18 protein-coding genes are annotated in these 24,995 nt (G+C 71.3%); 13 read left to right on the forward strand and 5 right to left on the reverse strand.

Translation table 11 applies throughout. The features are described 5' to 3' along the window. Positions 1-76: 76 nt before the first annotated feature. A complete protein-coding gene (glgP, locus tag ACFYQ5_RS06045; RefSeq protein ID WP_389193753.1) occupies positions 77-2,752 on the forward strand; it encodes an alpha-glucan family phosphorylase in 2,676 nt (891 codons plus the stop codon). A 180-nt stretch (positions 2,753-2,932) separates the two neighbouring features. After that, positions 2,933-4,735, forward strand: a complete 1,803-nt coding sequence (locus ACFYQ5_RS06050; RefSeq protein ID WP_389194245.1) for a SpoIIE family protein phosphatase — start codon at positions 2,933-2,935, stop codon at positions 4,733-4,735. Between the two features lie 110 nt (positions 4,736-4,845). Here the strand turns inward: ACFYQ5_RS06050 and ACFYQ5_RS06055 are convergent, their stop codons facing one another. From ACFYQ5_RS06055 to ACFYQ5_RS06065, 3 genes are all read right to left on the reverse strand, one after another. Then, positions 4,846-6,894, reverse strand: a complete 2,049-nt coding sequence (locus ACFYQ5_RS06055) for a M4 family metallopeptidase (RefSeq protein WP_389193756.1) — start codon at positions 6,892-6,894, stop codon at positions 4,846-4,848. A 507-nt stretch (positions 6,895-7,401) separates the two neighbouring features. Further along, positions 7,402-9,273, reverse strand: coding sequence for an ABC transporter ATP-binding protein (locus ACFYQ5_RS06060; protein WP_389193759.1), 1,872 nt, complete (start codon positions 9,271-9,273; stop codon positions 7,402-7,404). Then, positions 9,270-11,072 carry an ABC transporter ATP-binding protein gene (locus tag ACFYQ5_RS06065; protein WP_389193762.1) on the reverse strand — a complete coding sequence of 601 codons (1,803 nt, stop codon included), beginning with the start codon at positions 11,070-11,072 and terminating at the stop codon, positions 9,270-9,272. Before ACFYQ5_RS06065 ends, ACFYQ5_RS06060 begins: the two co-directional genes overlap by 4 nt. A 153-nt stretch (positions 11,073-11,225) precedes the next feature. Here ACFYQ5_RS06065 and ACFYQ5_RS06070 point away from each other — a divergent pair, with 153 nt between their 5' ends. The 4 genes from ACFYQ5_RS06070 to ACFYQ5_RS06085 are packed head-to-tail and all read left to right on the forward strand — an operon-like array spanning position 11,226 to position 14,868. Next, positions 11,226-12,134, forward strand: coding sequence for an ABC transporter ATP-binding protein (locus ACFYQ5_RS06070; protein ID WP_389193765.1), 909 nt, complete (start codon positions 11,226-11,228; stop codon positions 12,132-12,134). Next, the gene (locus ACFYQ5_RS06075; RefSeq protein WP_389193767.1) at positions 12,131-12,898 is read left to right on the forward strand and encodes an ABC transporter permease; all 768 of its coding nucleotides are present in this window, start codon (positions 12,131-12,133) and stop codon (positions 12,896-12,898) included. The genes ACFYQ5_RS06070 and ACFYQ5_RS06075 overlap by 4 nt, the downstream gene beginning before the upstream one ends. A 53-nt stretch (positions 12,899-12,951) precedes the next feature. Beyond that, positions 12,952-14,190: a sensor histidine kinase gene (locus ACFYQ5_RS06080; protein ID WP_389193770.1), complete on the forward strand. Its 1,239-nt coding sequence runs from the start codon at positions 12,952-12,954 to the stop codon at positions 14,188-14,190. 21 nt (positions 14,191-14,211) lie between these two features. After that, positions 14,212-14,868 (forward strand): response regulator, encoded by a 657-nt coding sequence (locus ACFYQ5_RS06085; protein WP_389193772.1) that lies wholly within the window; start codon positions 14,212-14,214, stop codon positions 14,866-14,868. Positions 14,869-14,894: 26 nt separating this feature from the next. Here the strand turns inward: ACFYQ5_RS06085 and glgX are convergent, their stop codons facing one another. After that, positions 14,895-17,078, reverse strand: coding sequence for a glycogen debranching protein GlgX (gene glgX / locus ACFYQ5_RS06090; protein ID WP_389194248.1), 2,184 nt, complete (start codon positions 17,076-17,078; stop codon positions 14,895-14,897). 206 nt (positions 17,079-17,284) lie between these two features. Here glgX and ACFYQ5_RS06095 point away from each other — a divergent pair, with 206 nt between their 5' ends. The 7 genes from ACFYQ5_RS06095 (at position 17,285) to ACFYQ5_RS06125 (ending at position 24,443) form a co-directional block, all read left to right on the forward strand. Beyond that, entirely contained in the window at positions 17,285-18,505 is a 1,221-nt protein-coding gene (locus ACFYQ5_RS06095; RefSeq protein ID WP_389193775.1) for an Ig-like domain-containing protein, read from the forward strand. A 205-nt stretch (positions 18,506-18,710) separates the two neighbouring features. Beyond that, on the forward strand, positions 18,711-19,955 hold the full coding sequence (locus ACFYQ5_RS06100; RefSeq protein ID WP_389193778.1) for an Ig-like domain-containing protein: 1,245 nt from the start codon (positions 18,711-18,713) through the stop codon (positions 19,953-19,955). A gap of 88 nt (positions 19,956-20,043) precedes the next feature. Then, positions 20,044-20,811 carry an enoyl-CoA hydratase/isomerase family protein gene (locus ACFYQ5_RS06105; protein ID WP_389193781.1) on the forward strand — a complete coding sequence of 256 codons (768 nt, stop codon included), beginning with the start codon at positions 20,044-20,046 and terminating at the stop codon, positions 20,809-20,811. Between the two features lie 426 nt (positions 20,812-21,237). Beyond that, positions 21,238-21,753, forward strand: coding sequence for an ATP-binding protein (locus ACFYQ5_RS06110; RefSeq protein ID WP_389193784.1), 516 nt, complete (start codon positions 21,238-21,240; stop codon positions 21,751-21,753). 388 nt (positions 21,754-22,141) lie between these two features. Next, positions 22,142-22,951: a polysaccharide deacetylase family protein gene (locus ACFYQ5_RS06115; RefSeq protein WP_389193786.1), complete on the forward strand. Its 810-nt coding sequence runs from the start codon at positions 22,142-22,144 to the stop codon at positions 22,949-22,951. Next, positions 22,951-24,123: a hypothetical protein gene (locus ACFYQ5_RS06120; RefSeq protein ID WP_389193789.1), complete on the forward strand. Its 1,173-nt coding sequence runs from the start codon at positions 22,951-22,953 to the stop codon at positions 24,121-24,123. The genes ACFYQ5_RS06115 and ACFYQ5_RS06120 overlap by 1 nt, the downstream gene beginning before the upstream one ends. A gap of 104 nt (positions 24,124-24,227) precedes the next feature. Further along, positions 24,228-24,443 (forward strand): EF-hand domain-containing protein, encoded by a 216-nt coding sequence (locus tag ACFYQ5_RS06125; protein WP_203182564.1) that lies wholly within the window; start codon positions 24,228-24,230, stop codon positions 24,441-24,443. Between the two features lie 103 nt (positions 24,444-24,546). Here the strand turns inward: ACFYQ5_RS06125 and ACFYQ5_RS06130 are convergent, their stop codons facing one another. After that, positions 24,547-24,972: a GntR family transcriptional regulator gene (locus ACFYQ5_RS06130; RefSeq protein WP_389193792.1), complete on the reverse strand. Its 426-nt coding sequence runs from the start codon at positions 24,970-24,972 to the stop codon at positions 24,547-24,549. Positions 24,973-24,995: the final 23 nt, after the last annotated feature.

Here is a 24,995-nt window from a genome sequence, read left to right on the forward strand (position 1 = left end):
CGTCGAGGGTGACGGAGAGGGCGCCCACCGTCGTGCGTCCCCTCGGATCCGTACGTCCCCTGTAAAGGTGGGATACGTGAAGGCCATTCGTCGATTCACCGTGCGTCCCGTCCTCCCCGAACCCCTGCGACCGCTCAGCGACCTCGCCCACAACCTGCGCTGGTCCTGGCACACCGAGACCCGACAGCTCTTCCAGGCGGCCGACCCGGAGGGCTGGCGGCCCGCGGACGCCGACCCCGTGCGCCTGCTCGGCGCCGTCTCCGCCGCGCGCCTCGCCGAGCTGGCCGGGGACCAGCAGTTCCTGCGCCGGCTCACCGAGGTGTCCGAGGACCTCCGGGAGTACCTCGGCGGCCCGAGGTGGTATCAGAACCAGCTCTCCCAGGGCGCGGAGCTCCCCGCCGCCATCGCCTACTTCTCACCCGAATTCGGCGTCACCGCCGCCCTGCCCCAGTATTCGGGCGGGCTCGGCATCCTGGCCGGTGACCATCTGAAGGCCGCCAGCGACCTGGGCGTACCGCTCATCGGGGTCGGCCTGCTCTACCGGCACGGCTACTTCCGCCAGAGCCTCTCCCGGGACGGCTGGCAGCAGGAGCACTACCCCGTCCTCGACCCCAACGAGCTGCCGCTCACCCTCCTGCGGGAGGCCGACGGCACCCCCAGCAGGGTCGTGCTCGCCCTGCCCGGCGGGCGCTCGCTCCACGCCTCGATCTGGCAGGCCCGGGTCGGGCGTGTCCCCCTGCTCCTCCTGGACTCCGACGTGGAGGAGAACGCACCGGGCGAGCGCGACGTCACCGACCGGCTCTACGGCGGCGGCAGCGACCACCGGCTGCTGCAGGAGATGCTGCTCGGCATCGGCGGGGTGCGCGCCGTGCGCACCTACTGCCGTCTCACCGGGCACGCGGCTCCCGAGGTGTTCCACACCAACGAGGGGCACGCCGGATTCCTCGGTCTGGAGCGGATCCGGGAACTCTCCGAGACCGGCCTGGACTTCGACGCCGCGCTGGAAGTCGTCCGGGCCGGCGCGGTCTTCACCACGCACACCCCGGTGCCCGCCGGGATAGACCGGTTCGAGCGCCAGCTCGTCGCCCGTCATTTCGGTGACGACGGCGAGCTGCCCGGGGTCGGCGTGGACAGGATCCTGCGCCTCGGGATGGAGACCTACCCCGGCGGCGAGCCCGAGCTCTTCAACATGGCGGTGATGGGGCTGCGGCTCGCCCAGCGCGCCAACGGGGTCTCCACCCTGCACGGAGCCGTCAGCCGGGAGATGTTCTCCGGGCTGTGGCCGGGATTCGACCCCTCCGAGGTGCCGATCACCTCCGTGACCAACGGGGTGCACGCCCCGACCTGGGTCGCCCCCGAGGTTCTCCGGCTCGGCGCCGGCACATTCGGCTCCGCCCGCGCGCAGAACGCCCTCGCCGGAGCCGAGACCGGGGAGACCGGTGCCGACGGCGGGACGGCCGGCACACCCAGGCGCTGGGACGCCGTGACCTCCGTCCCCGACCGCGAGATCTGGGACCTGCGCCGGGGGCTGCGCGAGCAGCTCGTCACCGAGGTGCGCAAACGGCTCTACGCCTCCTGGCGCAGGCGCGGCGCGGGCACCGCCGAACTGGGCTGGATCGACGGTGTCCTCGACCCGGACGTGCTGACCATCGGCTTCGCCCGCCGGGTGCCCTCGTACAAACGCCTCACGCTCATGCTGCACGACCGCGACCGGCTGCGGGAGCTGCTGCTCCATCCGACGCACCCGATCCAGATCGTCGTCGCCGGCAAGGCCCACCCCGCCGACGACGGCGGCAAGCGGCTGGTCCAGGAACTGGTGCGGTTCTCGGACGACCCGCGGGTGCGCCATCGCATCGTGTTCCTGCCCGACTACGGCATGGGGATGGCGCAGAAGCTCTACCCGGGCTGCGACGTCTGGCTCAACAACCCGCTGCGCCCCCTGGAGGCCTGCGGCACCAGCGGCATGAAGGCGGCGCTCAACGGCTGCCTCAACCTCTCCGTCCGCGACGGCTGGTGGGACGAGTGGTTCGAGCCCGACTTCGGCTGGGCGATCCCCACCGCCGACGGCTCCGCCACGAACGAGGAGCGGCGCGACGAGCTGGAGGCCAACGCCCTGTACGCGCTGATCGAGGACCGGGTCGCCCCCCGCTTCTACGACCGCAACGCCGAGGACCTTCCCGAGCGGTGGATCGAGATGGTCCGCCGCACGCTGGTCACCCTGGGCCCCAAGGTCCTGGCGGGCCGCATGGTGCGGGAGTACGTCGAAAGGCTCTACGCTCCCGCGGCGCTGTCCCGCAGGGCTCTGGAGCCCGTGGCCGCCCGCGAGCTCGCCTCCTGGAAGGCCAGGATCCGTACGGCCTGGCCGCAGGTGGCGGTCGACCACGTGGAGGCCTCCGTCGACACGGTCGTCGGCGGTTCCGCCGAGCTGGGGTCCACCTTGGCGCTCCGGGTCCGGATCGCCCTGGGCGGTCTCGACCCGGAGGACGTGGAGGTGCAGGTGGTCGCCGGGCGGGTCGACTCCGGCGACGCGATCGCGGAGGCCCGGACGTTTCCGCTGAAGCCGGCCGGCGGGCACGACCTGGAGGACCGCTGGCTGTACGAGGGCCCGCTCGCCCTCGACCGCACGGGTCCCTACGGCTACACCGTGCGGGTCCTGCCGTCGCATCCGCGGCTCGCCTCGGGTGCGGAACTCGGCCTGGTCGCGGTGCCGAACGCCGCCACGGGCGACGGCGGTGGAATGCTCCTGCGCTGACGCACCGGCTCGCGGCGGGCCGGGCGTGCGTGCGTGCGGCGCCCGGCCCACCGCTGTGCCCGCCGGTCCCGGGGGAAGAAGCGGCAGGGGTGTTTCCGCCGTGACCTCGCTAACATGAAAACGTGCCGGTGTCGCCCAGCAGTCACCGACGTGACAGCGAGGCGTCCCGGCGGGGCGCGAGTGGAGGTCAGCACGGCGAACGGCGGCGGAGGCCGAGCGAGGCGCCTGACCCGTCGGCTGGCCGCGCGGAACGGCACCTCCCGGCCGCTGCACATCCGCCGCCCTGAATCCGTCCCGCTGCGGGGCGACCGCTTCACCACCGCGGCCCGGATGCGCTGGCTCAACGCCGCGAGCACCCGGATCGGCACGACCCTCGACCTGGAGCGCACGGCCGAGGAGCTGGCCGGTTTCAGCGTCCCGAGACTGGCCGACGCCGCGGCCGTCGACGTGCTGGAGTCCGTGCTGCGCGGCGAGGAGGGCGAGCGCGTCACCGGCGCGGCGGTCCCCGTCACCCGTGCCATGGCGGTCCGGGCCATCGACGCGCTGAACGAGCTGGAACCCTCACCGGTGGGCCAGGTCGTCGACCACCGGGAGCGCCGCGAGACGCTGCTGACCACCGAGTGTCTGCGCAACGGCCGGCCCGTGCTGGTCAGCCGGATGACTCCGGATGACTACGAGCGCGTCACGCCCACCCGGAGCGCGGCCGCGGCGATGCGGCGGCAGGGCGTCCACAGCTACATGGCCGTTCCGCTGATCGCCCGCGGTGTCCTGCTGGGCTCCGCCGATTTCGTACGCGCCGGGAACAGCCCGCCCTTCAACCGTGCCGACCTGAATCTCGCGGGTCAACTCGGCTCCATGGCAGCCGTGTTCATCGACAACGCCCGGCTCTACGGGCGCGAGCGGGAGCACGTCGTCTCGCTGCAGCGTTCCCTGCTGCCGCGCGCCACCCCCCACACCCCGGGCCTGCGGGTGCACGCCCATTACGCGCCCGCCGTCGAGGCGCACGGGGTGGGTGGCGACTGGTACGACGTGGTGGCACTGCCCAGCGGGCGTACGGCGCTGGTCGTCGGCGACGTCACCGGCCACGGTCTGCCCGCCGCCGCCACGATGGGCCGGCTGCGGGCCGTCGCCCGGACGCTCATGATGCTGGACATCGCACCCGACCGGGTGCTCGCCCGGCTGGACCTGGCGACCCGCGACCTGGAGGACGACCAGGTCGCCACCTGCCTGTGCGCGGTCTACGACCCGGCGGACTCCAGCTACACCATCGCGAGCGCGGGCCATCCGCCGCCGCTGCTGGTGGACGCGGGCGGCACCGCCCGCTACCTCGACGTGCCGGTCGGTGCGCCGCTGGGCGCCGGGGTCATCCCGTACGACCCGCTGAGGCTGCGCGGCCCGGCGGGTGGCCGGCTGGTGCTGTACACCGACGGGCTGATCAAGACCAGGACCGACGACGTGGACGTACAGCTGGAGGGGCTGCGCGCGGCCGTGGCCGCGATGCCGCCGGAGCAGCTCGACGCCGGAGGCCCGCTCACCTCGCCGCGGCGGGACGACGGCCGTTTCGACGAGGCCGTGCTGCTGGTCGCCGGGGGCCACGAGCCGCCGTCCGCCATGAAGTTGCGGGAGTGGGACCTGCCCAAGGAGGGCAATCCCGCCTCCACCGCGCGCAAGCTGATCACCGAGCAGCTCACCCGGTGGGGCCTCGACGAACTCACGGACGTGACGGAACTGGTCGTCAGCGAGCTGGTCGGCAACGCGTTGCGCTACGGCGGCGGTCCGGGCCGGCTGCGGCTGCTGTACGACGAGCGGCTCCAGGTGGAGCTCGCCGACACCGGGCCCGACCTGCCGCAGATCCAGCACGCCGACGTCAGCGACGAGGGCGGCCGGGGGCTGCAGCTCATCAACCTGCTGTGCCGCAGGTGGGGTTCGTGCCGCACGGCGACCGGCAAGGTCGTCTGGGCCGAGCAGAACGTCCCGGGCTGAACGCGCCCCCGGCCGAACGCGCGACGGCCCGGGGGAGCGGTGCTCCCCCGGGCCGTCAGGCTTCCGGCTTCCGTGTTCCGCGCGGCCTGCTCAGCGCCCGCGGAGGAGGCTCAGAAGGTGAGCTTGACGCTGTTGAAGGTGCCGGTGTCGCCCGAGTAGGCGTCCTGGACCTTGAGGTTCCACGTACCGTTGGCCACCTCGGACGAGGCGTTGACCGTGTAGGTCTCCACCACGTTGTCCGCGGAGTCGCTCGACGAGGAGTTCTTCAGGCGGTACGCCGTCCCGTCCGGGGCGACCAGGTCGAGGACCAGGTCACCGCGGTAGGTGTGGCTGATGTTCACCGCCACCGACAGGTCACTGGGAGCGTTGCCGGTGACGCCGCTGACGGCCACCGGGAAGCTGGTGGTGCTCCGGTCGGCGATGGCCTTGACGGTCGTGTTCTGGAAGACCGTGCCACCCGGGTCGGGGTCGGTGCCGCCGCCGGGGCGGGAGCCCACGGCGATGCCGGCCCAGGCGTTGGCGACCGCGGTGTACTCGGCGCTCGTGGTGCCGTACAGCTCACCGGCCACGGCGAGGGTGCCGGTGCGGGCCGCGGCGTAGTTCGTGGTGGAGGTGAACTTCGTGGTGAGCGCCTTGAACCAGATCTGCAGCGCCTTGTCCCGGCCGATGCCGGTCACCGGGAGGCCGTCGGACGTCGGGGAGTCGTAGGCCACCCCGTTGACGGTCTTGGCGCCGCTGCCCTCGGAGAGCAGGTAGAAGAAGTGGTTCGCCGGGCCCGAGGAGTAGTGGACGTCGACCGAGCCGATGCCCGAGTACCAGTAGTCCTTGGACGCGCCGTCCTTGCTCGGCTTGTCCATGTAACGCAGCGGGGTGCCGTCGCCGTTGATGTCGATCTTCTCGCCGACCTCGTAGTCGCCGGGGTCCTCGGCGGTGTCCGAGTAGAACTCGACGCCCGCCGCGAAGATGTCCGAGGTCGCCTCGTTGAGGCCGCCCGACTCCCCGCTGTAGTTGAGACCGGCGGTGTTGGAGGTGATGCCGTGGCTCATCTCGTGCGCCGCCACGTCGAGCGAGGTCAGCGGCGCGGCGTTGCCGCTGCCGTCGCCGTACGTCATGCAGAAGCAGCTGTCGGACCAGAAGGCGTTGACGTAGTTGTTGCCGTAGTGGACGCGGGAGTACGCGCCGACGCCGTCGCCCCTGATGCCGCTGCGGCCCATGACGTTCTTGAAGAAGTCCCAGGTCTCCGCTGCCCCGTAGTGCGCGTCGGCGGCGGCCGTCTCGGTGTTCGACGCGCTGCCGTTGCCCCAGACGTCGTCGGCGCCGGAGAACAGGGTCCCGGTGCCGGACGTACCGCGGTTCAGGTTGTACGTCTTGTGGCTGCCGCGCGCGCTGTCGGTCAGGTTGTACGAGCCGGAGGAACCGGAGGTCCCCAGCGTCACCTGTCCGCTGTACTGCGTGTTGCCGGTGCCGTTCTCGATGGCCTGCCACTCGTAGAGCTTGGCGCCGGAGGAGGCGTCCGTGATGACGTGCAGCTCGTTCGGGGTGCCGTCGTGCTGGAGGCCGCCGACCACGGTCTCGTACGCGAGCTGGGGGGTCCCGCTCGCCGCCCAGACGACCTTGCGCGGGGCCTTGGACGCCTCGGTGCTCTTCGAACCGTCGGCCCGGGCCGCGGTGAGCGCCTGCTTCTCGGCGGTGGCCGGCGCGACGTCCGCGGTGGTGCCCGCCGCCTTCAGCTGTGCGCCGGTCGCCTTGGACGCCTTGGTGACGCCGTCGGCCGTCCCGAACTCCGACGTGGACACGACCAGGTCGCCGCCGAGGACGGGGAGGCCGTCGAGCGTGCGCTCGTAGCGGGTGTGAGTGGTGCCGTCGACGTCCTTGACGACATCGCGGACCACGAGCTTCTCCGTGGCGCCGAGCCCGAGTTCCTCGGCGGTGGCCGCCTTGGTGGAGTTGGCCTCGCGGAGCAGTTCGGCCCGCTGGGCGGGGGAGAGCTTCGCGGGGAGCGCGCCGGGGTCGGCGCCCTTCGTCGCTGCGGCGGGGGCCGCGGTCGCGCTTTCGGGGGCGGCCGTTGCGGCACCGCCCTGGATTCCGACGGCGAGGAGGGCGGCTGCGGCTATCAGAGCGCCTGTCGCGGTGGCACGACGGCTGGGCGTGGGTCTCACGCGGACTCCTTTTGCGAGGGGGCGACGGCCGGCCGGGTGAGCGGGCCGGGCGGAGCAGGCGGTGCGTGGAACGGGGGAAGAGTGCCAGCCGGACCATGGGCGTGTCAGGACCGCGTCAACATAATGGCTGGAATTCGTCCGTTGCCGGAAGAACCGTGTTCGTTAAGCGGACGTTTCGCCGTGTGTCATTTCCATGGCGCGGAACGTTTCCGTGACGATCAACTGCCGTACGCCGCAGGGTAGATAGGGGTTTCCCGTGGTGTCCATCGCGTCCGGGTCCCGCGCGGGGAAGCGGAGGGGACCACGTGCTGAGACGGCGCGCACGTATGGCCGGATCCGAACAGAGTGGCCGGGAGGGGGCCGCCGCTCGCCCGCTGACCACCCGCCGCTGCTCCCCACCGCCGGCCGGAGCGAGGTTGACGGCTTCGGGCCGGCCCGGCCCCGTCTCACCCCGCGGGGCGGACGGGACGCGGGGCTACCCGTCGTGGGGTTCGCGACCACGGCCCTTCACGCCAGGCTCTCCCGCCATGCCCGGTGCAGTCCCGCGAACCGGCCCGCACCGCAGATGAGTTCGGCCGGGGCGCCGTCCTCCACGATCCGGCCGTGCTCCATCACGAGGACCCGGTCGGCGATCTCGACCGTGGAGAGACGGTGGGCGATCACGACGGCCGTGCGCCCGTGCAGCACCGTGTCCATCGCCCGCTGCACCGCCCGCTCACCCGGGATGTCCAGCGAACTCGTGGCCTCGTCGAGGATCAGCACCGCCGGGTCCGCGAGCAACGCCCGTGCGAAGGCGACCAACTGGCGCTGTCCGGCGGAGATCCTGCCACCCCGCTTGCGGACATCCGTGTCGTACCCGTCGGGCAGCGAGCTGATGAAGTCGTGTGCCCCGATGGCCTTCGCCGCGTGCTCGATCTCCTCGGGCGTCGCCTCCGGACGGCCGATCGCGATGTTCTCGGCGATCGTCCCGGAGAACAGGAACGCCTCCTGGGTCACCATCACCACACCCCTGCGCAGCTCCGCCGTCGCCAGGTCCCGCAGATCGGTACCGTCCAGCAGGACCCGGCCCTCCGTCGGGTCGTAGAAACGCGCCAGCAGCTTGGCCAGCGTCGACTTGCCCGCACCCGTCGAGCCGACCACGGCCACGGTCTGGCCGGCCGGGATCGTCAGGCCGAAGCGTGGCAGGACCTCGCCCCCCGTGCGGTAGGCGAACCGCACCCCGTCGAACGTGACCTCGCGGCCGGGGTGCTCACCGGCGAGGGCGGGCAGCGCCTTCGGCGCCACGGGCTCGGGAACCGCCGGCGTCTGAGCGAGCAGACCCGCGATCTTCTCCAGCGAAGCGGCCGCCGACTGGTAGGAGTTGAGGAACATCGCGAGCCGGTCGATCGGGTCGTACAGTCGCCGCAGGTACAGCACCGCCGCGGCCAGCACACCGAGCGCCAGCGTGCCCGAAGCCACCCGGTGGGCGCCCCAGAGCACCATCGACGCCACCGCGGTGTTGGCGACGAGCCGGGAGCCGACGACGTAGCGGGCCATCTCCAGCAGCGCGTCGCCGTTCCTCCGCTCATGGCGGCGGTTGAACACCGCGAAGTCCTTGTCGTTGGCGTGCTCCCTGCGGAAGGCCTGCACGGGACGGATCCCGTTCATCGTCTCGGCGAACTTCACGATGACCGCGGCGATCGCCGAGGAGCGCGCCGAGTACGCCTTGGACGCCCTGCGCCGGTAGCTCCGCACCAGCAGGAACAGAGGGGCGAAGGAGGCCACGGCGATGGCGCCGATGCCGAGGTCGAGCCAGAGCAGCATCAGGGAGATCGACACGAACGACAGGACCACCCCGACGAGTTCCTGCAGGCCCTCGCTCAGCAACTCGCGCAGGGACTCCACATCCGTGGTCGAGCGGGAGATCAGCCGGCCCGAGGTGTAGCGCTCGTGGAAGTCCACACTCAGCGCCTGCGCGTGGCGGAAGATCCGCCCACGCAGATCGAGCAGGACATCCTGGTTGATCCGGGCGGCCGCCCGGATGAAGGCGTACTGGAGCAGCCCCGCACCGATCGAGCACACCGCGTACCCGACGCCCACGGCGGCCAGCGGACCGTAGTCGTGGTCGCGGAAGGCGGGCACACCGCTGTCGATGGCGTACGCGACGAGCAGCGGCCCCGCCTGCACGGCGGCCTGCTGGACGAGCAGCAGGAGGGAGGCCACGACCACCCTGGCCTTCAGCGGGACGAGCAGGGAGGTCAGCAGCGCCCGGGTGGCACCCGGAGGGGCGGGCAGGGCATCGGCGTCGAACAGGTCCCCGTCGCCCGGCGCCGGGCCGGACTTCTTCCCGGTCAGGTCCTCGTCGGCGAGGGCGGGTCCGTCGGCAGTCGTACTGGTCATCGGGTGCTGCCCTCCTCGGGGACAGGGACGCCGGTGCCGCGGGCACCGGACATCAGCCAGGCGTACTCGGCGTTGGTGCGCAGGAGTTCCTGATGGGTTCCCACGGCGCTGATCCGGCCCTCGGACAGCAGGGCCACCCGGTCCGCCAGCATCACCGTGGACGGCCGGTGGGCGACGACCACGGCCGTCGTGTCCTCCAGCACACGCCGCAGCGCGGCCTCCACCAGCGTCTCCGTGTGCACGTCCAGGGCGGAGAGCGGGTCGTCGAGCACCAGGAAGCGCGGTCCGCCGACCACGGCACGGGCCAGTGCGAGGCGCTGCCGCTGGCCGCCGGAGAGGCTCAGCCCCTGCTCGCCGACCTGCGTGTCGACTCCCTGCGGCAGATCGTGCACGAAGCCGGCCTGCGCGACCGACAGCGCCCGGCTCAGCTCCTGTTCGCTCGCGCCCTCCGCGCCCATCAGTACGTTCTCCCCGACGGTCGCCGAGAAGAGGGTCGGTTCCTCGAAGGCCACCGACACCAGCTCGCGCAACCGGGGCCGCTCCATGGTGGCGATGTCCTCGCCGTCCAGGAGGATCCGGCCGCCGGTGGCCTCGTGCAGCCGGGGGACGAGCGCCGTCAGCGTCGTCTTCCCGGAACCCGTGGCGCCCACCAGGGCCATCGTCTCGCCGGGACGGATCCGCAGGTCGATCCGGGCCAGGACGGGTGGTGAGCCGGGGTCGGCGTCGGGGTAGCGGAACTCCACCCCCTCGAAGACGATGCCCTGCCCGGCCGTCCCGGCCGCCTCCTCCGGCGTCCCCGGCTCCGGCTCCTCCGCGACGTCCATGACCTCGAAGTAGCGGTCGGCTGCCGTCGCCGACTCCTGGCTCATCGCCAGCAGGAAGCCGATCGACTCGACCGGCCAGCGCAGCGCCAGGGCCGTCGAGAGGAACGCGACGAGCGTGCCCGCCGACAGGCCGCCGTCCGCGACCTCGATCGTGCCGAGCACCAGCGCGGCACCGATCGCCAGCTCCGGAATGGCGGTGATGAGCGCCCAGATCCCCGCGAGCAGCCGGGCCTTGCCCAGCTCCGTGGTCCGCAGCCGCCGCGCGAGTGCGCGGAAGGCCAGCGCCTGGCTGCGGTTGCGGCCGAATCCCTTGACGATACGGATGCCCAGCACGCTCTCCTCGACGACCGTCGTCAGATCGCCGACCTGGTCCTGTGCCCTGCGCGCCACCAGGGCGTACTTCGTCTCGAACACCGAGCACAGGATCATCAGCGGGACGGCGGGGGCGAGCAGTACCAGCCCCAGCGACCACTCCTGGGCGAACAGGATGACGAAACCGACCAGAATCGTCGTGCCGTTGACCAGCAGGAACGTCAGCGGGAAGGCCAGGAACATCCGCAGCAGCATCAAGTCCGTGGTCCCGCGCGAGAGCAGCTGCCCCGAGGGCCAGCGGTCGTGGAACGCCACCGGGAGCCGCTGCAGATGGCGGTAGAGGTCGGCGCGCATCGACGCCTCGACACCGGCCAGGGGCCGGGCCACGAGCCACCGCCGGAGCCCGAACAGCCCCGCTTCGACGATCCCCAGCAGCAGCAGCCAGAGCGCCCCCAGCCACACCCCGCCGGGATCACGGTCCGCGACGGGGCCGTCCACCATCCACTTCAGGACCAGCGGGATCACCAGCGCGAGACAGGACGCGAGTACCGCCACCAGCGCCGCACTGATCCAGCGCACGCGCACCGGTCTGACATAGGGCCACAGTCGCAGGAGGGAGCGCACGGCGGACCGGTCCGTGGGCTCTGCAGGTTCTTCGGGCATCAGGAGCGAGCCTATGGTTCACGACTGACATCGCTCACGTGGTTTTCCGGACACACGCCGTGGGTCGGAGCGCCCTGTCAACCGATCGGCTGATGCCGGTCCGAGCGGGACGGTGGATACCGGCGCCGCCCGCCCGACGGAATCCTTACGGGCATGGCAATCATCGAAGTGAACGGGGTCCACAAGGCCTACGGCGGCCGCCCCGCGGTCGACGGGGTGACCTTCACCGTCGACGAGGGGGAGATCTTCGGGATCCTCGGCCCCAACGGGGCCGGCAAGACCACCACGGTCGAATGCGTCGAGGGACTGCGGGTCCCCGACGCGGGCACGGTCCGGGTCGCCGGACTGGACCCCGCCGTCGACCGCCGCGCCGTCACCCAACTGCTGGGCGCCCAGCTCCAGGAGAGCGAGCTCCAGCCCAAGCTGACCGTGGGGGAGGCGCTGGAGCTGTACAGCGCCTTCTACCCGCACCCCGCCGACCGGCGGGCGCTCGCCGAACGGCTCGGTCTCGACGGCCACCTCGACCGCCGCTTCGCCAAGCTGTCCGGCGGTCAGAAGCAGCGCCTGTTCATCGCGCTCGCCCTCATCGGGAACCCGCGCGTGGTCGTGCTGGACGAACTGACCACCGGCCTCGACCCCCGGGCCCGCCGTGACACCTGGCAGCTGATCGAGGAGATCCGGGACAGCGGGGTGACCGTCCTGCTGGTCACCCACTTCATGGAGGAGGCCCAGCGGCTCTGCGACCGGGTCGCGGTGATCGACAAGGGCCGCGTCGTCGCGCTCGACACCCCCGGCGGGCTGATCGGCGGTGCGGCGGGAGCGACCGCCATCTCCTTCACGCCGTCGGAGCCGATCGCGTACGCCGAACTCAAGACGCTGCCGGGCGCCGTCTCCGTCGACGTGACCGATCCCGGCGGCCGGGTGGTCATCCACGGCACGGACGACACCGCCAACGCCGTGATCACGCTCCTCGCCCGCCACCGCATCACCGCCCGTCAGCTGCGCGTCGCCGAGGCCGGCCTGGACGACGTCTTCCTCGACCTCACGGAGCAGACCTCATGACCACGACCACCGTCGCGTCCCCTCCCACCCCGCTCGCCGCCGTCCTCAGGACGGAGACCCGGCTCTTCCTGCGTGAACCCGGCAGTCTGTTCTGGATCCTGGTCTTCCCCACCGTCCTGTTGACGATCCTCGGTCTGATCCCGTCCTTCCGGAAGGACGACGACGCCCTCGGCGGCCGCAGCGTCATCGACCTGTACGTGCCGGTGGCCGTGCTGCTGGCCATGATCATGGCCGCGCTCCAGGCCATGCCGCCGGTCCTCACCGGATACCGCGAGCGGGGCATTCTTCGGCGCATGTCGGCCACCCCCGTGCGCCCCACGGCCCTGCTCACCGCGCAGATCGTCCTGCACGGCGCGGCCTCGCTGGGATCGGCGGTACTCGTCATCGCCGTCGGCCGGATCGCCTTCGGCGTACGGCTGCCGGAACAGGCGGCCGGCTACCTGCTGGCGCTCGTCCTCGCCGTCGTCTGCGTCCTCGTCCTCGGTGCGACCCTCTGCGCGGTGTCCCGGACGTCCAAGGTCGCGACCGCCGTCGGGTCGGGCGCCTCCTTCCTGATGATGTTCACCGCCGGGGTCTGGGTGCCCGTCCAGACCATGCCGGACCTGCTGCGCACGATCGTCGAGTTCACCCCGCTCGGCGCCGCCTCCCAGGCCCTGGACCAGGCGGCCTCGGGGAACTGGCCGGGGTGGACGCACCTGCTGGTGATGGTCCTGTGGACCGCCGTGCTGAGCAAGGCGGCGACGCGGCTCTTCCGCTGGGAGTGACCCGGAGCGTGGCACGGGGGAGACTGGGCCCGGACGAGGCGACGGAGGTAGGCGTGAACGTCGGGACGCTGGCGGAGCGGTTCCACCGGTACGGCCCGTACGCCCTCCTGGGTGTCGCCGTCCTGATGGCCGCCCTGTCCGCCGGGGTCGTCGGCATGTCCGCAACGGCCATGTCCGCGGCAACGGCCATGGTCTCCGCGGCCGTCGCACTCGAGGCGTGGTGGGGCCGGACCCGGCAACGGCCCGCGCACGCCGGGGCCGGTCAGGTCTACTACGTGCTGCGGACCGTGCTGGGCTTCGCGCTCTGCTGGTGCAACCCCTTCTTCTCCATCTACGCCATCGTCGGCTACTTCGACGTCGCCACGCTGGTCCCGCGGCGCTTCGTACGACCCGGGCTGATGTGCACCGCCGTCACCATGGCCGGAGCGCAGTCCGGCAGCGGACTGCCGCCGGCCTCCCTGACCAACTGGATCGCCTTCGGCGCGCTCTTCGCCCTGCACTCCGCCCTCGCCATCTTCTTCGGCAACCTCGGGGACCGCGAGGAGGAGAAGGCCCGGCGCCAGAAGGAGACCATCACCGAGCTGGAACTCGCCAACACCCGGCTGGAACAGGCCCTCGCCGAGAACGCGACCCTGCACAGCCAACTCCTGCTCCAGGCCCGGGAGGCAGGGGTCGCCGACGAGCGGCGCCGGCTCGCCGCCGAGATCCACGACACCCTGGCCCAGGGCCTGACCGGGATCATCGCCCAGCTCCAGGCCGGCACCTCCGCCCCCGACCCCGCCGTGGCCCGGGAGCACCTCGACCGTGCGGCGGCCCTCGCCCGGCACAGTCTCGGCGAGGCGCGCCGCTCCGTGCACAACCTGGTGCCCGCCGCACTGGAGGACGACGACCTGCCCGGTGCGCTGAAGAAGACGGTCGTCGGCTGGACGGAACGCACCGGCGTACGCGCGGAGTTCACCGTCACCGGCACCGTCGAGGCGCTCCACGACGAGGTCGGCGCCACGCTGCTCCGCATCGCCGAGGAGGCACTCGCCAACGCCGCCCGGCACGCCGGGGCGGCCCGGGCCGGCGTCACCCTCTCCTACATGGGCGACGAGATCACCCTGGACGTACGCGACGACGGCTGCGGCTTCGACCCGGCAGCCCTGACCCCGCACAGCGGCACGGGTGGTTTCGGCCTCGGCGGGATGCGGGCCCGCGCCGAACGGATCGCAGGCACCGTGGAGATCGAGACGGAGCCCGGACGGGGCACGGCCGTCTCCGCCCGGGTGCCGCTGGTCCGGCGCACCTGACGGGACGTAGCCTGGAGTCATATGACCGATGCCCCGGGAACCGCGCGCGTCATCACCCTTCTCGTCGTCGACGACCACCCCGTCGTACGGGACGGTCTGCGCGGCATGTTCGCCTCGGCCCCCGGTTTCGAGGTACTCGGCGAGGCGGCCGACGGAGTGGCCGCCGTCGAGCTCGCCACCCGCCTGGACCCCGACGTCGTGCTGATGGACCTGCGGATGCCGGGCGGCGGGGGAGTGGCGGCCATCGCCGAACTGACCCGGCTCGGCGTGCGGTCCCAGGTGCTCGTCCTCACCACGTACGACACGGACTCGGACACGTTGCCCGCGATCGAGGCGGGCGCGACCGGCTACCTGCTCAAGGACGCGCCCCGGGACGAGCTGTTCACCGCCGTACGCGCCGCAGCCGACGGCCGCACGGTCCTGTCCCCGGCCGTCGCCTCACGGCTCGTCTCCCGGGTGCGCACCCCGGCGGCAGCCGGTCATGAGTCGCTCTCCGCACGTGAGTGCGAGGTGCTCCGGCTCGTGGCCAAGGGCACCTCGAACCGGGAGATCGCCGCCGAGCTGTTCATCAGCGAGGCGACCGTGAAGACCCACCTGACCCATGTCTTCGCCAAGCTGGGCGCCAAGGACCGCGCGGCGGCCGTCGCCGTCGCCTACGAGCGCGGCATCCTCGGCTGAGACCGGCCGGTACGGGAGGGCGTCCCTCACTCCGCCACCCGCAGCAGCATCACCGACCTGCCCGGAACCGTCAGCGCGGTGCCGCCCCGGTGGAGGGTGCCGGGGGCCGTGGACTGCTGCTCGCGCGAGGTGTCCAGGACCAGTTCGTAGGCCTGGGCCCAGGGCGGGCCGGGGAGCAGGAAGTCGCGGGGCCGGTGGTCCGCGTGCAGGACCGCCAGGAAGCTGTCGTCGGTGATCTGCTCGCCCCGGGCGTCCCGGCCCGGGATGTCACGCCCGGAGAGGTAGAGACCGAGCGTCGCGGCCGGTGCGTACCAGTCGCCCTCCGTCATCTCCGCGCCCTGCGCGGTGAACCACGCCAGGTCCCGCAGGCCGTCCGGGGCCTGCGGTGTCCCGGCGAAGAAGGCCCGGCGGCGTAGCACCGGATGGCGGTGGCGCAGGGCCAGCACCCGGGCGGTCAGCTCGGTCAGCTCCCGCCACCGGGGCTCCTCCAGGAGCGACCAGTCCAGCCAGCTGACCTCGTTGTCCTGGCAGTAGGCGTTGTTGTTGCCGCCCTGGGTACGGCCCATCTCGTCGCCCGCCACCAGCATCGGCACCCCGGTCGACAGGAGCAGCGTCGTCAGGAGGTTACGCAGCTGCCGGCGGCGCAGGGCGTTGACGGCGGGGTCGTCGGTCTCACCCTCGGCGCCGCCGTTCCAGGCGCGGTTGTCGTCCGTGCCGTCGCGGTTGCCCTCGCCGTTGGCCTCGTTGTGCTTGTGCTCGTAGCTGACCAGGTCGCGCAGGGTGAAACCGTCGTGCGCGGTGACGAAGTTGACCGAGGCGTACGGGCGCCTGCCGCCCCAGGCGTACAGGTCGCTGGACCCGGTGAGCCGGTAGCCGATGTCGCGCACGTCGGGCAGGGCGCCGCGCCAGAAGTCGCGCACGGCGTCCCGGTAGCGGTCGTTCCACTCCGTCCACAGCGGTGGGAACGCGCCCACCTGGTAACCGCCGTTGCCGACGTCCCACGGTTCGGCGATCAGCTTGACCCGGCGCAGTACGGGGTCCTGGGCGATCACCGCCAGGAACGGGGAGAGCATGTCCACGTCGTGCATCGAGCGGGCGAGGGCCGCCGCCAGGTCGAAGCGGAAGCCGTCGACGCCCATTTCCGTCACCCAGTAGCGGAGCGAGTCCGTGATCAGCCGGAGGACCTGCGGCTGCACCACGTGCAGGGTGTTGCCGCAGCCGGTGTAGTCCGCGTAGCGGCGGGCGTCCGGCTGGAGGCGGTAGTAGCCGCGGTTGTCGATGCCCCGCAGGGACAGCATGGGGCCGAGCTCGCCGGCCTCCGCGGTGTGGTTGTAGACCACGTCGAGGATCACCTCGATCCCGGCGTCGTGCAGGGCGCGCACCATCTGCTTGAACTCGCCGACCTGCTGACCCGTCGTGCCGCTCGCCGCGTAGCCCGCGTGCGGGGCGAAGTAGCCGATCGAGTTGTAGCCCCAGTAGTTGTGCAGCCCGCGCCGCAGCAGATGGTCCTCGTGGGCGAACTGGTGGACCGGGAGCAGTTCGACGGCGGTCACCCCGAGACGGCGGAGGTGATCGATCGCGGCGGGGTGGGCGAGTCCCGCGTAGGTGCCGCGCAGCTCGGGCGGGATGTCGGGGTGGAGCTTGGTGAAGCCGCGTACGTGCAGCTCGTAGATGACCGAGTCGGCCCACGGGGTCTTGGGCCTGCGGTCCTCGGCCCAGTCGTCGTCGTCATGCACCACGACCGCCTTGGGCACGTACGGCGCCGAGTCCCGGTCGTCGCGCACGGTGTCGGCGACATGCTGCTCGGGCCAGTCCCTCACATGGCCGTACACCTCGGCCGGAAGGCTGAACGACCCGTCCACCGCGCGGGCGTACGGGTCGAGGAGCAGCTTCGCCGCGTTCCAGCGGGCCCCGGTCCAGGGGTCCCAGCGGCCGTGCACCCGGTAGCCGTAGCGCTGTCCCGCGCGTACGCCTGGCACGAAGCCGTGCCAGATCTCATGGGTCAGCTCGGTCAGCGGGAGCCGGGTCTCGGCTCCCCGTTCGTCGAAGAGGCAGAGCGCGACGGCCTCGGCCCCGCCCGCCCAGAGGGCGAAGTTGGTGCCCGCCACACCGTCCGGCCCGACCCGGAAGCGGGCTCCCAGCGGCATCGGGGCACCCGGCCATACGGGTGGTTCGTCGACGTCGTCTCCCGTGGCCGGTCCGGTCGTCACCGCCCGCCCCGTCGTACGCGGCGTTTCCTCCTGCTCGGCTGTGCTCGACACCTTCAGCCTCCTGCGGCTCGTAGGAGCGGTCACCCGGCAGAAGGAGTACGCGGCGTCCCGGCCGCGGCCTTCCTGGCGGTGTCCTCCCCTTCGTTCTGCCCACCAGGGGGCCCGCACTCACGTTTCCCCGGGGCGGCCCCGTCGTTGGGGGGAGCGTGAACCACGTAGCGAAGAGAGCACGGGCGGGTTCGGCCGCCGTGCTGACATGGGCAGGACTGTTCACCGTGCTGGCCCTGCTGACGGGCTGCACCGAGGCGACGTCGTTCTTCGGGGACAACCGCTCACCCGGGGACGCCATCCGGATCGTCCCCGAGGACGGCGCCGAGAACATCGGCGCGGACAGCCGGCTCGAGGTGACCGTCCCCGACGGACGGCTAGAGCGGGTGAAGGTGACCCGGACGGAGGACGCGGACCACCAGGAGGTACCCGGCCGCATCGCGAAGGACGGCCGGTCATGGTCCCCACAGGACGGGGGATACCGGCTCGGGCTGGCCGGGAAGTACAGCGTGGAGGCGGTCGCCGTCGACGGCGACGGCCACCGCTCGGCCCGCAATACCACCTTCACCACCCTGGTCCCCAAGGACCGCTTCATCGGCTACTTCAAGCCGGAGAACCGGTCCACCGTGGGCACCGGCATGATCGTGTCCTTCGCCTTCAACCGGCCCGTCACCCGTCGTGCCGAGGTGGAGAAGGCCATCAGGATCACCACGAAGCCCGAGGTCGAGGTGGTCGGCCACTGGTTCGGGAAGGACCGGCTCGACTTCCGGCCCGCCACCTACTGGGAACCGGGCACCGAGGTCACCGTCGATGTGGGCCTGCGCGACGTGCAGGGCGCGCCGGGGGTGTACGGCAGTCAGCAGAAGAAGGTGACCTTCCGGGTGGGCCGCTCCCAGACGTCACTGGTGGACGCCGAGGCGCACACCATGGAGGTGCGCCGGGACGGCGAGATCGTCAGCACCGTGCCGATCACGGCGGGCGCGGCGAAGAGGACCACGTACAACGGGAAGATGGTCGTCTCCGAGCTGCACGAGGTGACCCGCATGGACGGCAGCACCGTGGGGTTCGGCGGTGAGTACGACATCAAGGACGTGCCCCACGCCATCCGGCTGACGAAGTCGGGCACCTTCCTCCACGGCAACTACTGGGAGGCCCCGGACATCTTCGGCTCCGAGAACACCAGCCACGGCTGTATCGGGCTGCGTGACGTGAAGGGCGGCAGCTCGGACAGCCCGGCCGGCTGGTTCTTCGAGCGGACGCTCATCGGCGACGTGGTCGAGGTGGTCAACTCCGCGGACAGGACCGTAGCCCCGGACAACGGCCTGGGCGGCTGGAACCTCGACTGGGGCCGGTGGAAGGCCGGTTCCGCCCTGCGCTGACCCTCGTTCCGACCTGGGAAGGTCCCGGAGACCCGCTCTCCGGGGCCACCCGACGGTGGTTGAGGACGACTTGGGACCGAACGGTGACAATCTGGGGGAGTTCTCCCGACGTGCGGTGTGATTATCTTGCGCCGAGCGTGCATGAACAGCGCGCGGGGGTGCGGGGCCATGGCGGGGCCAGGCCGTGCGAGGGGAGACGACCACATTGAACGGGCAGCCGATATCGGGGGCATGGGCCGGAACGAGCGGGGAGCGGCGCGGGCGAGGGTCCCGCGGACTTCTCGCACTGGTACTGGGCGCGCTGCTGTTGCTGGTGACCGCGTGCGGCGGGAGCGCCGCCGGCAAGGACGGTGAGGAAGCGGGTGCGAAGGTCGATGACACCAGCGCCTCGCAGGCGGTGGTGACCATCGCGCCCAAGGACGGCGCCGACGACGTGGCGACCAGCGGGGCGCTGAAGGTCTCGGCGGCCGAGGGCAAGCTGAGCACGGTGAAGGTCGCGGACCCCAAGGGCAGGGAAGTCGCGGGCAAGATCGCGAAGGACGGCCTGAGCTGGGTGCCCGACCGTCACCTGGCCGCCGCGACCAAGTACACGGTGCACGCGGTCGCCAAGGACGACAAGGGCCGCCAGTCGGCGAAGGACACCAGCTTCACGACGCTGGTACCGAAGAACACGTTCATCGGTCAGTACACCCCCGAGGACGGCTCGACCGTCGGCGTGGGCATGCCGGTGTCGATCCACTTCACCCGGGGCATCACCGACCCCGAGGCCGTGGAGCGGGCGATCAGCGTGACGGCGGAGCCCGCCGTGCGGATCGAGCCCCACTGGTTCGGCAACGACCGTCTCGACTTCCGCCCCGAGAACTACTGGGCGGCGGGCACCAAGGTGAAGCTGCGCCTCGACCTCGACGGTGTCGAGGGACGGCCGGGGGTCTACGGGAAGCAGGCCAAGACGGTCGAGTTCACCATCGGCCGCAGCCAGGTCTCCACGGTCGACGCGAGTTCCCACCGGATGAAGGTGGTCCGTGACGGCAAGCAGATCAAGGACATCCCGATCTCCGCGGGCGCGCCGGCCACGACCACGTACAACGGGCAGATGGTCATCAGCGAGAAGCTCAAGGTGACCCGGATGAACGGTGACACCGTCGGCTTCGGCGGCGAGTACGACATCAAGGACGTGCCGCACGCGATGCGTCTGTCGACCTCGGGCACCTTCATCCACGGCAACTACTGGGGCGCGTCGAGCATCTTCGGCTCGACCAACACCAGCCACGGCTGCGTCGGTCTGCGTGACGTGCGAGGCGCCTGGGACAGCAAGACACCCGCCGCCTGGCTCTTCGACAACTCCCTGATCGGCGACGTCGTCGTCGTCAAGAACTCCAAGGACAAGGTGATCCAGCCCGACAACGGCCTCAACGGCTGGAACATGGACTGGTCGGAGTGGATCAAGTAGATCCCCACCGCTGACGTGGGAAGCGGGCCCGGTGCTGTGACCAACGGCACCGGGCCCGCCGTCGTTAGCGACGGTTAACCTGCTTCCCATGACCGTAACCCTCGAAGTAAGCGACAACGTCGGCACGATCCGGCTGGACCGTCCGCCGATGAACGCCCTGGACGTGGCCGTCCAGGACCGGCTGCGCGAGCTCGCCGAGGAGGCGGGCCGGCGCGACGACGTACGGGCCGTGATCCTCTACGGCGGCGAGAAGGTGTTCGCGGCGGGCGCGGACATCAAGGAGATGCAGGCGATGGACCACGCGGCGATGGTCGTGCGCTCCAAGGCCCTGCAGGAGTCCTTCACCGCGGTGGCACGCATCCCCAAGCCCGTCGTCGCGGCCGTCACCGGCTACGCGCTGGGCGGAGGCTGCGAGCTGGCGCTCTGTGCCGACTTCAGGATCGCCGGGGACAACGCCAAGCTCGGCCAGCCGGAGATCCTCCTGGGGGTGATTCCCGGCGCCGGCGGTACCCAGCGCCTGGCCCGGCTGGTGGGTCCGTCCAGGGCCAAGGACCTGATCTTCACGGGCCGTCAGGTGAAGGCCGAGGAGGCCCTGGCGATGGGGCTGGTGGACCGCGTGGTGCCCGCCGCCGAGGTGTACGGGCAAGCGCGTGCCTGGGCCGCCCGGCTGGCCCGGGGGCCGGCCCTGGCACTGCGGGCGGCCAAGGAGTCCGTGGACGCCGGGCTGGAGACGGACATCGACACCGGGCTCGCGATCGAGCGGAACTGGTTCGCGGGCCTGTTCGCCACGGAGGACCGGGAGCGCGGCATGCGCAGCTTCGTGGAGGAAGGCCCGGGCAAGGCCCGATTCCTCTGACCGGGAGTGAGTCGCGCACGCGGGGCCGCGCGTTCATCCGTGCGGGCGGATCGGCTGGGCCTTAGGGCGTGTTTCGGAAGTAGCGCCGTCCGCCCGGAGGGCGGGGCCGGCGGCGTCTGGTGCGTGCGATCGCAAGGCGGAGGGTCGCCCCGATACTGGTGTATCGGGGTGATCCCGACAACGCGGCGAGCGTGCGTGCCAGACGTCGCCGGACAGGCGGGACTTCCGAAACACGCCCTAGGGGAGCCCTGAGGCCCGGCGGTCGCGCCGCTTGTACACCTACTCGGCCTTCCGCTGTCCTCGCAGGTCGGCTCGGCTGTGCGGACTTTCATTCCGCCTCTGGCACATGCCGGAGAACCGGCGCGGAATGACTGGTTCCGGGAGAGGGATCTGTTGGAACGGTCACGGAGAGCGTTCTGTGCGGCCATGATGGTGGGCATGGCGGGCCTGGAGGGTGTGGAACAGCCGCGACCGCGCGGCAGTGCGACAGCGGCACGCCGGACGGCCGCCGTCGAAGACGAACAGGCGTTCAAAGTGCTGGAGTTGTTCGGAAATCCGACGGAGAGTGAAGTCCGGCTTCCCTCCCGTCCGGAGTCCGCCGCGACTGCCCGGCGGATCACTTCGTGCGTGATGCTGCGCCAGTGGCAGCTTCCCCCGCAGGCCGCCGAACACGGTGTGCTACTGGTTTCCGAGCTGGTGGGCAACGCTGTGCGACATACCGGAGCGCGGGTTTTCGGCCTGCGGATGTTACGTCGTCGCGGCTGGGTCCGGATCGAGGTGCGCGACCCCTCGCGCGGGCTGCCGTGCCTGATGCCGGTTCGTGAGATGGACGTCAGCGGGCGAGGCCTCTTCCTGGTCGACAAGCTCTCCGACAGGTGGGGTGTGGATCTCTTGCCGCGCGGGAAGACCACATGGTTCGAGATGCGCACCGCCGACCGCTGACACGCAGAAGCCCCCGGTCGCGGCCTGGGTGTGGCGCGTCGGGGGCGTCTGAGGGGGCCGTGGAATGGGGGGTGTGTCCACGGCCGCACGAGGGACCTGGCTCGGGTCGGAGGAGGTCGTGTCCCCGACTATGGCAGACGGACGACCTTGGAGTCAAAGCCGCAAAACGGGCAATTCCGTAGTAAATGGTTCATATGATTTATGAATCATAGGTGTGATGAGTCACGCGCCTGGCATTATTTGCACACCTCTTGGTTTTCTCGGTGATTCATTGATCGCCTACGGGAGTGACCGTGCCCGGTTGCTCCCGAATTTCCGCTCATTTCGTCCTACTGTGTCTCGGGCATCGGGGAAACAGCACCCGAACCGACCCGCGAGGTGGACGGCCATGGACGGTCGCAGGACACCGGTACCCCGTCGCGGCGCCCTGCGCACGGCCGCCGGAGTGTTCCTGGCAGGCACCACCGCCGCGGGCTGCACGCCGGACGGAACCCCGAAGCCGCCGGCCCCGAAGGAACAGAGCGCCGACAGCACCCGGAGCGCGGAGAAGGCCCACGGCGCCGTTCGCCCGGCCGCCACCCCGCGCCGCCTCCCCGGGCAGCCCGTCCAGATCGAGCACGGCCCCCGCGACCGTCCCCGCGTCGCCCTCACCTTCCACGGCCACGGCGACCCCGCCCTGGCCCGCGCCGTGCTCACCGAAGCCGAACGGACCGGCGCCCGGCTCACCGTCCTGGCCGTCGGCGCGTGGCTCGACCAGTACCCCGGCATGGCCCGCCGGATCCTCGACGGCGGCCATGAACTCGGCAACCACACTCAGGGCCACCTCGACATCAACGCGATGGACGGGACACGGGCGTACGAGGAGATCACCGGCTGCGCCCAGCGTCTGCGCCGGCTCACCGGTTCGATCGGCACCTGGTTCAGGCCCTCACGAGCCAGGTACGCCACCCCGCTGGTCCAGGACCTCGCGCGCCGGGCCGGATACCCGCACGTCCTGTCCTACGACGTGGACTCCCTCGACTTCACCTCGCCCGGGGTCGCGGCCGTCACCCGCAAGGTCGCCGGCGAACTCCGCAACGGCTCCGTGGTGAGCCTGCACTTCGGCTACCGGGACACCGTTGCGGCACTGCCCCTCCTCCTCACCGAGATCGGCCGGCGCCAACTGCGCGCGGTGACCACCACGGAGCTCTTGACCTGATGCTTCCCTCCTCGCGCACCCTCACCGCCGCCGCCGTGCTCGTCGCCGCGCTCGCCGCCTGCGCCGCCCCCGCGGACCACGGCCGCCCCGATCCCGCCCGCACCGAGGCCGCCGCCCCGCCCGACAAGCAGGCACCCCCGCCCGGGCTGCCCGGGATGCCGCCGGTGCTCGACCCCAGGGACGTCTACGCGGCGGACCGCGCCGGAAAGCTGGCCCCGGCCGTCAAGGGCTTCCCCTCCCGCGTCTACGTCCCCAACACCAGCTCCAACACGGTGTCGGTGATCGACCCGGCGACGTACAAGGTCATCGAGACCATTCCCGTCGGCAACCAGCCGCAGCACGTCGTGCCCTCCTGGGACCTGAAGACGCTCTGGGTCAACAACGACCTCGGCGACAGCCTCACCGCGATCGACCCGGCCACCGGGAAGGCCGGCCGGACGGTCGATGTCTCCGACCCGTACAACCTGTACTTCACCCCGAACGGCAAGTACGCCGTCGTCATGGCCTCGATGGACCGCGAACTGGTCTTCCGCGACCCGCAAACCATGAAGGTCGCCAGAACCGTGCCGGTGGACTGCGCGGGCGTCAACCACGCGGACTTCTCTGCGGACGGCCGGTACTTCATCGTCTCCTGCGAGTTCTCCGGTGAACTGCTCAAGGTCGACACGGAGAAGATGAAGGTCGTCGGACAGCAGAAGCTGCCGCTGCAGGGCGCGATGCCGCAGGATGTGAAGCTCTCCCCGGACGGCACGACCTTCTACATCGCCGACATGATGGCGCACGGCATGTGGGTGCTCGACAGCAAGGGGTTCATCACACCGAAGCTGCTGCCGACCGGCAAGGGTGCCCACGGGCTCTACGTCAGCCGGGACTCCAGGAAGATGTACATCACCAACCGGGGTGAGGGCTCCGTGTCCGTCTTCGACTTCGCCAGGAACGAGCTCGCCGCGAAGTGGCACCTCCCCGACGGCGGGAGCCCGGACATGGGTGGTGTGTCGGCCGACGGCAAGGTGCTCTGGCTCTCCGGGCGGTACGACGCCGAGGTGTACGCGATCGACACCACGAGCGGCAAGCAGCTGGCCAGGATCCCGGTCGGCAGCGGCCCGCACGGACTGGCGGTCTACCCGCAGCCGGGCCGCTACTCGCTCGGCCACACCGGCGTCTTCCGCTGACCGGCACAGGGGGACGGCCGGGGCGCCGTCGCCCGCCGGATCCGCCGCCCGGGGTGCCGGATAATCTGACCTTCGTCAAGGACGCTTAACGAAGGGGCGGAACAGTGGCGGACATCGAGTCGGCACGCAAGGCATTCGAGCGCTTCGACCAGAACGGCGACGGCAGCATCACGGCGGCCGAGTACAAGAGCGCGATGGCGCAGCTCGGTGACCCCTACGTCACCGAGACGGTCGCCCAGGCCGTCATCAACGCGCACGACGGCAACGGCGACGGTGAGCTCACGTTCGACGAGTTCTGGGCCTCGCAGAACAAGGCCTGACCCGCACCGGACCGGCAGCGGTGGTCCGGCCCTTCGCGCAGGCCCTTCGTGCCGGCGGAGGGCTTCGGATCCGTCGCCGCCGCGCCCCTGAGCGGCCGAGCGCTCAGCTCTGCGGGGCGGAGGGATAAGCGGCCTCGAAGGCGGCCCGGAAAAGGGCCTGCACCTCCTCGCCGCCCAGGCCCTCGTCGCGCGCCTGGTGCAGCCATGCGTTCAGTGCGGTACGCAGCGGCCACTCGGGTCCGGCCCCCGGCTCGGCGAGGGTGCGGGTGATGAACGTCCCCGCCCCCTGGCGCACCTCGGCGAGCCCCGCACGCTCCAGCTCGCGATAGGCCTTGAGCGTGGTGTTCGGGTTGACCTTGGTGGTGGCGGCGACCTGCGCCGCGGTGGGCAGCCGGTCACCTTCCTCCAGCGCGCCCATCCGCAGGGCCTGTTCGACCTGCCGGACGATCTGGAGATACGTCGCCACTCCGCTGCGCCGGTCGATGCGGAACACGACCACGGACATCACCTTCCGCTCGATGGATGACATTTTACGTAGAGGAGCGGGCCCTG

Origin of the sequence: Streptomyces sp. NPDC005794 (assembly GCF_042871445.1) — a bacterium.
In the GTDB taxonomy this organism is placed as follows: domain Bacteria; phylum Actinomycetota; class Actinomycetes; order Streptomycetales; family Streptomycetaceae; genus Streptomyces.

What these genes read in the sequence shown, in the direction of transcription:
- ACFYQ5_RS06110 (WP_389193784.1), top strand. Translation starts at nt 21,238, where the DNA reads ATGATGGTGGGCATGGCGGGCCTGGAGGGTGTGGAACAGCCGCGACCG.
- ACFYQ5_RS06070 (WP_389193765.1), top strand. Translation starts at nt 11,226, where the DNA reads ATGGCAATCATCGAAGTGAACGGGGTCCACAAGGCCTACGGCGGCCGC.
- ACFYQ5_RS06130 (WP_389193792.1), bottom strand. Translation starts at nt 24,972, where the DNA reads ATGTCATCCATCGAGCGGAAGGTGATGTCCGTGGTCGTGTTCCGCATC.
- ACFYQ5_RS06085 (WP_389193772.1), top strand. Translation starts at nt 14,212, where the DNA reads ATGACCGATGCCCCGGGAACCGCGCGCGTCATCACCCTTCTCGTCGTC.
- ACFYQ5_RS06105 (WP_389193781.1), top strand. Translation starts at nt 20,044, where the DNA reads ATGACCGTAACCCTCGAAGTAAGCGACAACGTCGGCACGATCCGGCTG.
- ACFYQ5_RS06060 (WP_389193759.1), bottom strand. Translation starts at nt 9,273, where the DNA reads ATGACCAGTACGACTGCCGACGGACCCGCCCTCGCCGACGAGGACCTG.
- ACFYQ5_RS06115 (WP_389193786.1), top strand. Translation starts at nt 22,142, where the DNA reads ATGGACGGTCGCAGGACACCGGTACCCCGTCGCGGCGCCCTGCGCACG.
- ACFYQ5_RS06065 (WP_389193762.1), bottom strand. Translation starts at nt 11,072, where the DNA reads ATGCCCGAAGAACCTGCAGAGCCCACGGACCGGTCCGCCGTGCGCTCC.
- ACFYQ5_RS06075 (WP_389193767.1), top strand. Translation starts at nt 12,131, where the DNA reads ATGACCACGACCACCGTCGCGTCCCCTCCCACCCCGCTCGCCGCCGTC.
- ACFYQ5_RS06120 (WP_389193789.1), top strand. Translation starts at nt 22,951, where the DNA reads ATGCTTCCCTCCTCGCGCACCCTCACCGCCGCCGCCGTGCTCGTCGCC.